Annotated in this window: 12 protein-coding genes; 7 read left to right on the top strand and 5 right to left on the bottom strand. The window is 35.1% G+C overall.

The features are described from left to right. Positions 1-396: 396 nt before the first annotated feature. Positions 397-798: a DUF6367 family protein gene (locus JGE69_RS03495; RefSeq protein ID WP_032062682.1), complete on the top strand. Its 402-nt coding sequence runs from the start codon at positions 397-399 to the stop codon at positions 796-798. A gap of 139 nt (positions 799-937) precedes the next feature. Then, positions 938-1,816 carry an SDR family oxidoreductase gene (locus JGE69_RS03490; RefSeq protein WP_199112314.1) on the top strand — a complete coding sequence of 293 codons (879 nt, stop codon included), beginning with the start codon at positions 938-940 and terminating at the stop codon, positions 1,814-1,816. Between the two features lie 55 nt (positions 1,817-1,871). Here JGE69_RS03490 and katE read toward each other — a convergent pair whose 3' ends face one another. Both katE and JGE69_RS03480 read right to left on the bottom strand, forming a co-directional pair. Further along, positions 1,872-4,016 carry a catalase HPII gene (gene katE / locus JGE69_RS03485; RefSeq protein ID WP_199112313.1) on the bottom strand — a complete coding sequence of 715 codons (2,145 nt, stop codon included), beginning with the start codon at positions 4,014-4,016 and terminating at the stop codon, positions 1,872-1,874. A gap of 41 nt (positions 4,017-4,057) precedes the next feature. Then, entirely contained in the window at positions 4,058-5,476 is a 1,419-nt protein-coding gene (locus JGE69_RS03480) for an iron-containing redox enzyme family protein (protein ID WP_199112312.1), read from the bottom strand. Positions 5,477-5,793: 317 nt separating this feature from the next. Between JGE69_RS03480 and JGE69_RS03475 the strand changes: the two genes are divergently transcribed. The 3 genes from JGE69_RS03475 to surA1 all read left to right on the top strand — a co-directional run bounded on the left by JGE69_RS03475 (position 5,794) and on the right by surA1 (position 7,196). Continuing rightward, positions 5,794-6,270 (top strand): CinA family protein, encoded by a 477-nt coding sequence (locus JGE69_RS03475; protein WP_199112311.1) that lies wholly within the window; start codon positions 5,794-5,796, stop codon positions 6,268-6,270. Positions 6,271-6,550: 280 nt separating this feature from the next. After that, on the top strand, positions 6,551-6,763 hold the full coding sequence (locus JGE69_RS03470; RefSeq protein WP_033850235.1) for a hypothetical protein: 213 nt from the start codon (positions 6,551-6,553) through the stop codon (positions 6,761-6,763). A 115-nt stretch (positions 6,764-6,878) separates the two neighbouring features. Next, positions 6,879-7,196: a surface antigen protein 1 gene (gene surA1, locus JGE69_RS03465; RefSeq protein WP_033850237.1), complete on the top strand. Its 318-nt coding sequence runs from the start codon at positions 6,879-6,881 to the stop codon at positions 7,194-7,196. 193 nt (positions 7,197-7,389) lie between these two features. On the opposite strand, the gene JGE69_RS03460 is transcribed toward surA1, so the two are convergent. After that, positions 7,390-7,536: a hypothetical protein gene (locus JGE69_RS03460; RefSeq protein WP_171265353.1), complete on the bottom strand. Its 147-nt coding sequence runs from the start codon at positions 7,534-7,536 to the stop codon at positions 7,390-7,392. Positions 7,537-8,441: 905 nt separating this feature from the next. Between JGE69_RS03460 and JGE69_RS18010 the strand changes: the two genes are divergently transcribed. Further along, positions 8,442-8,744 carry a hypothetical protein gene (locus tag JGE69_RS18010; RefSeq protein WP_068565411.1) on the top strand — a complete coding sequence of 101 codons (303 nt, stop codon included), beginning with the start codon at positions 8,442-8,444 and terminating at the stop codon, positions 8,742-8,744. Here the strand turns inward: JGE69_RS18010 and JGE69_RS03455 are convergent. Continuing rightward, complete coding sequence (locus JGE69_RS03455; protein ID WP_199112310.1) at positions 8,737-9,642, bottom strand: LysR family transcriptional regulator; 906 nt, start codon at positions 9,640-9,642, stop codon at positions 8,737-8,739. The genes JGE69_RS18010 and JGE69_RS03455 overlap by 8 nt on opposite strands. Positions 9,643-9,753: 111 nt before the next feature. Between JGE69_RS03455 and JGE69_RS03450 the strand changes: the two genes are divergently transcribed. Next, on the top strand, positions 9,754-10,992 hold the full coding sequence (locus JGE69_RS03450; protein ID WP_199112309.1) for an SGNH/GDSL hydrolase family protein: 1,239 nt from the start codon (positions 9,754-9,756) through the stop codon (positions 10,990-10,992). A 49-nt stretch (positions 10,993-11,041) separates the two neighbouring features. Here JGE69_RS03450 and JGE69_RS03445 read toward each other — a convergent pair whose 3' ends face one another. Then, entirely contained in the window at positions 11,042-12,397 is a 1,356-nt protein-coding gene (locus JGE69_RS03445; protein WP_159137683.1) for an MFS transporter, read from the bottom strand. Positions 12,398-12,488: the final 91 nt, after the last annotated feature.

Here is a 12,488-nt window from a genome sequence, read left to right as displayed (position 1 = left end):
ATTTTCCCACCCAAGTGATGTATCAATCCTTTTAAATGTATATCAATCAAAAAATGAAATTTCTTATAAACACATTATTTTTAAAATATTTTAAAAATTTTAATTATTAATAATTTTACTCTTTAAATATTGGATATACTCATTATTACCTAAGGGCACACTACAATATATTTTTACAAACACAGTTAAAATAATTTAACTGATAACAAAAAATTTCAAAACGTACAAAACAGTAAACTAACACAACACCAGATCTATTGAGAAAATAACAAGCAAACAATTATTTTAATTAAAAAACAATAACATATATCATTACATTTTCAGAATTAATTTACTTGAGAGATTAATATGAATATTTAAAACTAATTTTAATAAGATGGTTTGAGTAACTTAACTATGCAATTAAAAAATCAACAGTCAGCTCTACAATATATCCATATTTCTATCCCTGAAATTTTACTAGGACATATTAAGTCCAAAAACTCATGGCAGGACTATGACAAAGAATGGAGCTATAGATTAGACCCACCTCATGCAAGTCATCCCTTCCAAAGAGACTTATATATTATTAAGTCAGAAAATATAGAACATGAAGATATAAAACTGTTGCTAGATAATATAGCTATTAAAAATAATAAAAATTCAGAAAATATAGATGGAGCAAAAGAAATTATTAAAAAAATATTAGATTTATCTAATAATATACCGATAGAAAACTGGTTAGAAGATACAGGCAATAGATCTATTATTGAAAGCATGATTGATAAAAACAAAATCAAGTTAATCGATATTATTTAGCCCTCAAATATAAAATATTTTTTTACATCCTTACAAATAAAATAACAAAGACAACTTATTAAAAAATTCATTTTACTCACATTTACGCGGTAACAGCTCACTATATGAAAATTAGATATTACAACCGAGGTATTTAAAAATGGAAAACTCAACAAACCAGTATCCAACGTCTGCCCCCGCACAAGTTCAATCTCATCAACCAGGCGATCAGGAAAAAATGCATCCTGAGCCAGAGATTATAAAAAGCTCGCATAAAGGTAGCGATAAGCTAAAAGGCAAAGTTGCGGTAATTAGTGGGGGTGATAGCGGTATCGGTCGCTCTGTCGCAGTATTGTTTGCTCGTGAAGGTGCCGATATTGCGATACTTTATCTCGAAGAAGATCAAGATGCCGAAATCACTAAACAACTCGTTGAAAGAGAAGGACAACATTGCCTTTTATTAAAAGGTGATATTTCTGCCCCAGATGTTGCAAAACTCGATATTGATAAAGTTCTACAACATTACGGCAAAATTAATATTTTAGTGAATAACGCTGGTGTGCAATATCAACAAAAAGAAATTGAAAGTATTAGTAATGAGCAATTAGAAAAGACATTTAAAACTAATATTTTCCCAATGTTTTATCTTACTAAAGAAGCCATTCCTTATATGGAAGAAGGTGACAGTATTATTAACACCACCAGTATTACCAGCTATCAAGGCCATGATGAGCTCATTGATTATGCAAGTACCAAAGGTGCGATTACGACTTTTACGCGTAGCTTATCGAACAATTTAATGAAACAGAAAAAAGGAATTCGGGTAAATGGTGTTGCACCAGGACCCATCTGGACACCATTAATTCCAAGCAGTTTCGATGCAGAAACCGTTAAAGAATTTGGTAAAGATACCCCAATGGGAAGAATGGGGCAACCAAGTGAAGTTGCTCCCGCCTATCTTTTTCTTGCCTCAGATGATGCAAGTTATATTACAGGTCAGGTCATTCATGTAAATGGTGGTCAAATCGTAAATGGTTAATTCCTAAAATATAAAAAAGCCCTGAAAGTTAAAACTTTCAGGGCTTTTTTGTTTGTTAAGCCGGTATCTGAGCAGCTATTTGTTCTCGTGACCAAACACGATGAGCCATAATCAGGTTTTTGAAATTTTCAGCAATCGGCTGGAATTCATCTCCAACTAGAGTGCCTTCATCGGGAACTAAACCTAGCGGTTCAAGTAAATCAGATTTATTACCTAAAAATGCAATTGGTTTTAAATGCTTGTAGGCTTCTAATAGATAATGGCGAGTCACTCCGTCTTGCATGACAACGTTTAAGTTATCGCCATCAGGAATAATCACTGCATCATACGCAATTGACGGTTCAGCCATTTGCATACCATCAGCCACAATAATGTTGTCTTTATGGTCTTTTACAGGAGCTAAGCTTGGCGCTAATAAATGAAGAGTCACCCCTTCTTTAATTGCCCAGTTTTTCATAACTTCCAGTTCATCAGATTTGACTAAATTATGGATGAGTACTGAAACTTTTCGGCCTTGAATATCTTGGGGTGGGAAAGCCAAGAAAGATAATTTAGCCGATTTTTCAACTGCAGTTTTTTTATAATCTAGCGTTAAATCAGGTACTTCAATTCCTAAATTAGCGCCTACTTGTCGTGCTAAGTCGAGATCAATATTTGCCAAAATTTGTTGAACTTGACGCTCACGAATATGTTTTCGTTGCACTTTACTTAATTCAAAAGTATAGGCATCGACCACATGCTTTTGCTCATGAGGGGCAAGGCTCTTGTAGTAAAGGCGCGGTTGAGAAAAATGATCAGAAAAAGTTTCGCTTCTTTGACGAAGTTTGTGTCCGCTAATCTGTTCAGGATAGCTTTCAAAACCGCCGTTTGAAGCAGCAGGTGGGGTTTCGGCTGGCCAATCATTATCAATTGAGTTTGGTTGATATGAAGCCTGCCCTTTATGAATCGTATGCTGGTGAATACCATCACGTTGATTATTGTGGAATGGGCACACAGGTTTATTGATCGGAATTTGATGGAAGTTCGGTCCACCCAAACGACTTAACTGTGTATCAGTATATGAAAATAGTCGTGCTTGTAGAAGCGGGTCATTTGTAAAGTCAATTCCTGGCACAATATGTCCCGGACAGAAAGCCACCTGCTCTGTTTCTGCAAAGAAATTATCTACATTTCTGTTCAAAACAAATCGTCCAATTGGTGTCACTGGAACCAACTCTTCAGGAATAATTTTTGTCGGGTCCAATAAGTCGAAGTCAAAGTTCATCTCGTCTTTTTCTTCAACAATTTGTACACCGAGTTCCCATTCAGGATAAACCCCATTTTCAATGGCTTCATAAAGATCGCGACGGTGGAAATCCGGGTCTTTACCAGCAAGCTTTTGAGCTTCATCCCAAACTAACGCACTTAAACCTTGTTTAGGGGTCCAGTGGAATTTCACAAAATGTGATTTACCTTGGGCATTAATAAGACGGAATGTATGAACCCCAAACCCTTGGATTGAGCGTAAATTACGAGGAATAGCACGGTCTGACATTGCCCAAATCACCGCGTGTGCTGACTCAGGTACTAAAGACACAAAATCCCAAAAAGTATCGTGTGCAGATGCTCCTGTTGGCATTTCTGTATCTGGTTCAGGTTTTACAGCATGAACGAAGTCTGGAAACTTAATTCCATCTTGCACAAAAAACACAGGCGCATTATTGCCGACTAAATCAAAATTACCCTCTTGGGTATAAAATTTAATGGCAAAACCACGAATATCACGAACCGTATCAGCAGAACCACGTGGTCCCTGCACTGTTGAGAAGCGTACAAAAATTGGAGTTTGAATGGTTGGGTCAGTCAAAAAACTGGCTTTTGTTAAGCGTTCATTTCCTTCATAAGCCTGAAAGTAACCATGAGCACCCACGCCACGTGCATGCACAATACGCTCAGGAATACGTTCATGGTCAAAATGAGTAATCTTTTCTCGTAAAATAAAATCTTCTAATAGTGTCGAACCGCGAATACCTGCTCTTAAACTATTCTGGTTATCAGCAATTTTAACCCCTTGATTTGTGGTTAATGCTTCATTGGTTGCATCGTCTCTGACTGAGTCTAATTGTTCAGTTTTTTGGGTAGTATTGGCTTTATTTGCAGCGTCAGCACCAGCCATTTCACTTGTTTTATTTGTTGATTTAACATTATCAGTCATGTTCATTACCTATGTTTTAAAGTTAAACGTGGGGTGAATTAAAAACTTCAAGAGTTAGTTTTGTTAAAGGAACTTAAATATGGAAAAAGGAGCTCGACATATTTACGTGTGCTCCAAAGCCCAATGCTTTTATGGTGTGAATGTGGAGCCAAAAACGGAGTCAGCTTGCATATTTTTATGGCAAGATCAGGTGTCTGACGTATACGCTCTTGGAGTGCATCAAGTTCGCCATCAGAAATATAGCTAAACAGATAATCTTGAATACGCTGGCTAGTCTTAAGTTCTCTACTGTAGGCCAAGAAGTTAGAAGAATGATCACTACCAGCAATCCAATCATGAATAATTTGACGTTCTACAGGGTTAAATACCCCAAACATTTTTCCATTTTCTTCATTAATCATCCGCCAGAACACACTCTGCTCAGGGTCGGTATTAAATTTAATCCATTTGTGATCAATGAGATGTGTAACCAAGCCTTTAACGTCTTCTGGGTTTGATAACCATTGGTTAATGGTTTTACATCCAAACTGTCTAGTTTCGTTATGTATTAGCTGCCCCACGAGCGCTTTTCTTTTTAAAATTTTAAGGACTAAATCTTCAAGATTTAAATTTTTAATAATTTTTGAAGAAGAAACGCCATGGTTATTAAGAGCAAAACCACGTTTTAATTTATTAAAGAAAGCTTCTTTATCTCTGTATTTATCGTAAATATTTTCTATAACTTTAATTGCTTTATCTGCGTGTCCATTATCAATATTGTCGATAGTGATGTGCAAATTAAAATATTTAGAATCAATACCCAGTTCAGCAAGTTCATAATTACTAATGAGTAAATGCAGTGGCAGTTGCTCATAACCTAAATTGAAGCCGACAATTTCGGGAATAAACTCAGGTGGAGCATAACCAAGCGCAAGCTGAATCACGGCATTATGATAGTATTCATCCTCTAAAAGTAGATCAAAACTATCAAGCCCCAGACTACGTAACAAATCATCATAGATACAGACATGGTTTGCTTTCGGCTCACCGAGTCCCAGCTCTTCTAGATAAGTAATAATAAGGTCATGAAAAACCGGATCGTTCCAGTAGTGAACTAAGCTATATAGCCATGCACCGTCTACTTTTTTAGTTGGAGAAACTTTAATTAAAAATTCAAATGCCTGACCGACATTCTGGAAATACTCTCTCTCACCCCCACTTTGTCTACGGTTTAGATAAGCCTGAAATAACTCACAATTTTGTTTATTGTCGTTTTCACACCATTCTTTAACTGTATTTATAGTTGCAAGAAAATCAATTTCCTTTTGATCTATTTTATCTATTTCTTCATTAAGAAAATCTCTTGCTTTCTTCTCTTTTTCAAAACTAGAAATATCAGGATCAAGAAAAAAAACATATAATTCATAATAATTCTGTTGATTATCTTGTAATAGGTCTAATAATCTTTTTTTCACTACAACAGGCATTTCTATTCTCCTTTAGTGAGATATAAACCACCATACTTTATGAAAACCATAATCCCAGACTATCTTTGTTATATTACGTTATCAAGAAATAACATATAATTTTTAAATTATTAAAATTCAACAACATAAAACATAACAAAAATTTACATTCTCAACTTTAGAATAATTTAAATATTTGCTTTTATAAAAAAATATATAAATTATAAATTATAATTACACTTGAGTTACTTTTAAAATTATAAAGACTAAAAACTTAACAAAAACAAATTAAAAATAATCTTATAACTAAATTAAAAACAATTGTAAGGAGAATACAAATGTTTAACTCATGCTGCAAATTACTAGCACAAGAAAAAGTTAAAATCGCATTTTTTGAAAGTGCTTCGGCAGGTTATTTAGCTTACCGCTTTTCTTTGAGTCCCTATTCAGGTGATATTCTTATTGGGAGCTTAGTCAGTTACGACTTACGTGTTAAAGAAAATACGCTTCATATTTCACCTGAACTCATTGAAAAATATACACCTGAGTCGATGCAAGTTACTGTAGAAATGATCAAAAAAGGTAAAGAACTCCTGAATGCCGATCTTTATATTGCGTGTACAGGATTATTAAAAAAAGGAGGTTCTGAAAATAAAGAAAAACCTGTAGGCACCTTTTTTTATTGTATTTATTATAAAAATAATTTTTATAATTTTAGACGCATATTTAAAGGGCCAGCATGTTTTAAACTTAGACAGCTCCTCTACTACATTACGCAAGATATAAAATATGTAATATTGGATAATAAAAAATAGCTACTCCTTCATAAAAAATAACAAATACATATTTAGAAATAATCATAGTGTTTAGTTAATTCCAATGTACCTAAATGTAATTTTAACCACATTCATATTAATTATGTTTATTCATTAAATTTACATTTTATAGAAATCAAGGTTTTATTTTATCTTCATAGTTACATTTAAATATAGGGTAACACCCCAAGACTACACAATAAAAATTTTCATGTTTAAATAAACCTATCTGAAGCTCTCAGATAAAACACACATCATAAATGATATGAGGTAATTAAAGATGAGCACTACTAATAATCAAAGCAATCAACGCGATAATCAACAGCAACAACAACAGCAAAACGACAACCGCAACAACCAACAGCAGCAAGGCAATCAACAGCAACAGAACAATCAGCAACAACAGCAAAATGACAACCGCCGCCAACAACAAGGCTCTAATCAAAAAGATTCAGGCCAACAAAACTCAAATAACAATAATCAGCAACGTTAATCCGTTGCTGACTTAAATGTCATTTGATGCGGTCATTCATTTTATTTAGGAAGGTGCTCTCACCTTCCTAAATTTAACATAAGCATAAAATTAAATAAGAGAAGAGGAAAAACTGATGACAGATCAAAATACAGACCATACTCGACTAGTAGCTGGCGACCATAATTATTCTGACTCTCGCTGGCGAGAAAGTTATCTTACTCGACCTTATTATCAAGAAGCTCAATTAACTACGCCAGATCTGGATTATGATCGTGACTTTTCTGCAGCTTATGAACTAGGTCACCGTGCCCGTTCAGAATCTAAAGAAGGAACTCAGTTTGAAGATATGGAAGGTAGCTTGCAACAAAAGTGGGAAGAACTCAAAGCTGAATCCCGATTAAAATGGGAACATGCAAAACAAGCCATTAAAGATGCATGGGATGACATGTGACATCCTTAATTGCTCCAAAGCATATAGCTTATTTCCTATTGGCCCTGGGAAATAAGCTTTTTTTTATGGATGTGTGTATTAAACAATACTAACCAATTGATTAATTTTATATTTTATTTTTTTATTATGTTACATACTTTATAGAAAAAAGTTAAGGAAACCCATATAACTATGAGTTTCCTTAAATAAAAAATTATGAATTTTTATCTATTTGTTGAGAAGTGGTTGGATCATTAGAGCCATGTGTTCCATCATCATCTGTTGAATTTCGATCTTGGCAAGCGCTCATACCCATGGCGATTGCAACAACCATACTCACTGCACAAAAAATTCTTAACATTAAGGCCACCCTTATAAATCTTAAGATGTAGGCTTATGAATAACATTATCTTATGTTGGCCTACCGCTGTGGTTCTCTTAAGTTTTGTAGATTGTGCAAGCTTTTGTAAAAACTTGAATAAAATAAATGATAAAAAATTACTCTTCTTGCAATTGATATTTTATTTAAAATTTGGCAATAGCTATTTATTTAATTACGCCATATTCATAAAATTAAATTTGGTTACTCTTTTTTGCTTTATGTTTAATCAAGTCATTGAACACGAACACTATATAAATAAACAATTAATAAATATTTGATATATAAACATTAAAAATTATTTTTATAATCATATTGAACCATTATTCAATAATTCCAATTGTAAATAACTCATTATTTTATTAATGAAAATTTAAAAATATTAATATTTGTTTATATAAACCAATCTTTTATTTTTGCAATTGACCCGCTTTAAGGCTCAGCTTATGATGCTCCGGCTGACCTATTTTGTCAGTCGGTTTTAGCAGACCGTCTACCTAAGCGCACTAAAAACGAGTTTTTTGGTGTGTAGCCCCTCGTGCCTTTGACGGAGGAACGGGAGTGGGACACCTTCGGGTGTGCTGGTTTCTTAGGTATCAGTCTGCTAACCCTCTTTCGTTTCACCACCATAATTAATAGCAGTGATTGGGCGCAACTTCTTTTATCAAGGAGTCTCTAATGACTATTATTTTATATCGTGTTATTTCATCTACTCTTCATTACGTTATCGATTTAGCTGAAACTATTTTCAAGAAAAAGCTCTATTTTTTTATGTTTCTGCTTTCTTCTTTGTTCAGAGTAAATATTTCCATATTTAAAGCTGGATAAAGACTAGAAAATTTCTATAAACAAGACTTAACGATAACAACAACCAATGAAGAGCAATAATGATGTTTTTTTTATATCGTATTGTTTTAGTGTGCACCCTATTAATAAGTTCTATAAGTTTATTAGGTTGCAGATCTATTAGTAAAAATGAATTTAATACACATTGTGTTTGGGCCGGTCGTGCACTTTCACAATGCAACTGTATTTATAACTCTTTAGAAAAACATTATTCGCCACAATTTGTTGAGAACTTACCTAAAGTAAGCTTACAAAATATTGATGCGGATATGCACTTTGTGGAAACAATGAATGAAACAATGCACCAATGTCAGTTAAGTGCCAGAAAAAGTTTAATTAACTAATATTCGCATGCTCTACTAAGAAATCTAGAAAGGCCCTTACACGCTTAGGGACATATTTATCATGTCCTATCCAAACAGCATGGAATTCTTCCGAAGCATTGATATTCCAATCTTCAAGGATTCTAACCAACTGTTTTTGTTCTAAAGCTTTTTGGACTTGGAATTCATTAAGCTGTGCAATACCAACTCCTGCAAGCGCTAATTGTAAGATTGCCTCTCCATGATTTACTTTTAAAACTCTGGTGGGTGTAAGTGTGATTTCTTGAACATCTTTTTTAAAGAGCCACGTTTTGTTTTGGCGTTGATAACTCACATCTAAAAGCTGATGTTCGTATAACTCTTCTGGATGCTGTGGACAACCATTCTTTTCAATATATGTAGGTGAACATACATAATGTTTCTGAGTGCTTCCGAGTGAACGAGCAACCAAATTTGAGCTTTTCAAAGGCCCTGTTCGAATTGCGACATCAATTCTTTGCTCAACTAAATTAATGACTTCATCACTCAAATGAGCCTCTAATTCAATTTGTGGATAGCACTCGTTAAATAAAGAAATACAAGGCAATAAAAAGTATGTCCAATATGAAAAACTGGTATGGATTCTAATTCGCCCTTTTGGCATGTGATTTGCCGTAACTGATTGTTCTAGTTCATCTAAATTGTTGAGTATTTGAATGCCTTGCTCATAAAACTGACAACCTTCACTGGTAAGTTGAAATTGGCGTGTTGAACGGTTCAGTAGTCTGACGCCAAGTCTTTTTTCTAAACGAGAAACTAACTTACTCACAGCAGACGGCGTCATGTCACAAGCTCTTGCGACTGCTGAAAAGCTTCCTAATTCGACTACTCGAATAAAAATTGCCAACTCACCAGAGCGATTAACATCAAAATATGACATAACGAAATCTATTTATGAATTTATTTCACAAATCTTATTCCGCTTATGTCGCTATAACAAGCCAGCAATTTGTTTCAAGATAACTTTAATTCGTTTTAAAGAGTTCAAGAGATGAAACTTTATCAACCCGCCCTATTCTCTCTTGTTTTATTTACGAGCTTTGCACAAGCAGAAGTACAAAAGAGCCAGTGGGTTACCACTTGGGCAGCTAGTCCACAAAAAGTCTGGAATAAAGATTTCGTTTTCCCGACCAATATTCCAGAGCAAATATCGAATCAGACTATTAAACAAATTAGTCAAATTAGTTTAGGTGGTGAAGCTATTAGACTCGTTTTTACCAATCAATATGGCGATCAACCGCTCTATATTGATAAAACTACCGTGGGGCTAGTTAAAGGACAAAGTCTTAAATCAAAGAGTGTTTATCCAGTTTATTTCTCTGGAAAGCTTAAAGCACAAGTTTTACCTGGCAAACAACTGATGAGTGATCCAATCCAGCTCCCTGTTCCAGATCATGCACAGTTAATGGTAAATACCTTTATTCAAAAGCCAACTACATTTAAAACTTTTCATTGGGATGCGAAACAAACCAGTTGGCTCATTACGGGCAACCAGACTGCGAACTTAAATACACCTAGCAGTGCCAAAAAAACAACCGCACGATTATTATTATCGGCTGTAGAAGTAAAACCAAAGCGTAAAGCACATGTTGTTGCAGTCATTGGAGACTCAATTACCGACGGTGCAACTGCAACTTTAGATGCAAATACGAGATGGACCGACTTTTTAGCTAAGCGCTTATCACCACATCAAGTCGCGGTCATTAACAGTGGAATTTCAGGGAATCGGTTACTTAACGACGGTATGGGTGACAGTGCTTTAGAACGCTTACAAAAAGAAGTATTTCAATATTCAGGTGTGAAAACATTAATTGTTCTGGTGGGTATTAATGATATTTCATGGCCCGGTACTGCTTTTGCACCTAAACAACAAATACCGACTTTTGAAGCACTCACTCAAGGTTATAAACGTGTTGTAGATGAAGCACATCGCCAAGGTATTCAAGTGATTGGAGCAACCTTATTACCATTTTCGGGAGCTTTACCCAATACTCCTCTTGATAACTACTATCAACCGAATAAAGATGAATTACGCCAGCGTATTAATCACTGGATCAGAACCAGCCATACATTTGACGGTGTACTTGATCTTGAGCAAGGCTTAAAAGACCCTAAACATCCTGATCGATTAAATCCAATTTATGATTCAGGAGATCATTTACATCCGAATGATCGTGGGAATCAACAAATGGCAAATCTGGTTGATTTAAACCAATTAGTTAAACAATAAAACATCTAGATACAGGTAGGAATTTGTTTCCTACCCGTATTCATATTGATTAATTCCCCTCTAACTCGGCGTTAAGCTTTGGTGTAATAGGCTGTTTTTCAGCTGCATATCGTCTTAAAACCATGACGGCGAAAAGCGCTAAAATTGCAGGAATTGCGATCATCACAAAATTCATCTTATGTGGTAACTCCAACCCTAATAACAGGCCCGTTAAGATAGGTCCAACAATAGCCCCAATACGACCAACACCAGAAGCACAGCCAATTCCAGTAGAACGCACACTTAATGGATAATATTGTGCAACGTAACTATAAAGAAGAATTGAAGTACCAATCGTTGCTGCTCCTGCAACAGTCACCAAACCATATAAAACATAGGCTGGTGACTTAAAGCCTAAACCGACCAGTGCCAAAACACCAGCTAGCAGCATTCCCATAATTACAGGTTTTAAATGGAATTTATCAGACAAAATACCACCACCGATTGAACCGATCATTGCGCCAACATTTAGAGCAAGCAAGAATAAAATACTCTTTCCGAGTGAATACCCTGCTGCCAGCATGAGTTTTGGTAACCAGCTACTTAAGGCATACACCATGAGTAAGCACATAAAGAACACGAGCCAAAACATGAGTGTATTGAAAGCACGGCCTTGTTGAAATAATCCCTTTACAGAACTACCTGTTGGAACATTATCTTCATTAAGCACTAATTGCGTATTGATCGTTAGGTTTTGTTCAGGTGAAATTTTTTGAATAATGCGCTGTGCTTGCTCAGTCTTACCTGTCTTAACTAAAAAGGTTAAAGACTCAGGTAAAAACTTCCAAATGACAGGTAATAAAAATAATGGAATACCGGCAATTAAAAACATAATTTGCCACCCCTGACTTTCAACCAAATAGCTACCGATCAATGCTGAAAGAATCCCCCCAATTGCATAACCACTAAACATACTCCCCACCAAAGTACTTCTTATACGTTTGGGCGCATATTCTGATGTAAGTGCAACTAAATTTGGCATAACCCCACCAATGCCTAGTCCCGCCAAGAACCGAAGTACCCCAAACTCAAGTGGGCTTGATGCAAAAGCACCTAAAAAGGTAAAACCACTAAAAAAAGTCACACAGATTAAAATTACCTTTTTACGGCCTATTTTGTCTGCCAATGTTCCAAAAAACATTGCCCCAAACATCATTCCACATAGTGCCGTACTTGCTAACATCCCCGCCTGTACAGCTGTTAACGACCACTCTTGCATTAGCAAAGGCAGTACCACGCCATAAATCACCAGATCGTAACCATCAAAAATAATAATCAATAAACACCAAAGTAAAATACTCCAGTGAAAAGGGGTAAATCTGGCCTGATCAATAACTTCATTTACATTTAATTTAGATGTTGTCATTTACTCACCTCCTTTGTGAGATAAATTCATATTCAATTTTTTAAAACGACATACTGCACCCTAAAGAAAAAACAAATTATTCAAGGTTTTA

The organism is Acinetobacter sp. C13, from assembly GCF_016809775.1.
GTDB classification, from domain to species: Bacteria; Pseudomonadota; Gammaproteobacteria; order Pseudomonadales; family Moraxellaceae; genus Acinetobacter; species Acinetobacter pittii.
Note: the sequence above shows the minus strand (reverse complement) of the source record. Positions and strands in the feature narration are given on the sequence as shown.

Coding starts and splice junctions, on each gene's coding strand:
- JGE69_RS03495 (WP_032062682.1), top strand. CDS start 397: ATGCAATTAAAAAATCAACAGTCAGCTCTACAATATATCCATATTTCT.
- JGE69_RS03490 (WP_199112314.1), top strand. CDS start 938: ATGGAAAACTCAACAAACCAGTATCCAACGTCTGCCCCCGCACAAGTT.
- katE (WP_199112313.1), bottom strand. CDS start 4,016: ATGAACATGACTGATAATGTTAAATCAACAAATAAAACAAGTGAAATG.
- JGE69_RS03480 (WP_199112312.1), bottom strand. CDS start 5,476: ATGCCTGTTGTAGTGAAAAAAAGATTATTAGACCTATTACAAGATAAT.
- JGE69_RS03475 (WP_199112311.1), top strand. CDS start 5,794: ATGTTTAACTCATGCTGCAAATTACTAGCACAAGAAAAAGTTAAAATC.
- JGE69_RS03470 (WP_033850235.1), top strand. CDS start 6,551: ATGAGCACTACTAATAATCAAAGCAATCAACGCGATAATCAACAGCAA.
- surA1 (WP_033850237.1), top strand. CDS start 6,879: ATGACAGATCAAAATACAGACCATACTCGACTAGTAGCTGGCGACCAT.
- JGE69_RS03460 (WP_171265353.1), bottom strand. CDS start 7,536: ATGTTAAGAATTTTTTGTGCAGTGAGTATGGTTGTTGCAATCGCCATG.
- JGE69_RS18010 (WP_068565411.1), top strand. CDS start 8,442: ATGATGTTTTTTTTATATCGTATTGTTTTAGTGTGCACCCTATTAATA.
- JGE69_RS03455 (WP_199112310.1), bottom strand. CDS start 9,642: ATGTCATATTTTGATGTTAATCGCTCTGGTGAGTTGGCAATTTTTATT.
- JGE69_RS03450 (WP_199112309.1), top strand. CDS start 9,754: ATGAAACTTTATCAACCCGCCCTATTCTCTCTTGTTTTATTTACGAGC.
- JGE69_RS03445 (WP_159137683.1), bottom strand. CDS start 12,397: ATGACAACATCTAAATTAAATGTAAATGAAGTTATTGATCAGGCCAGA.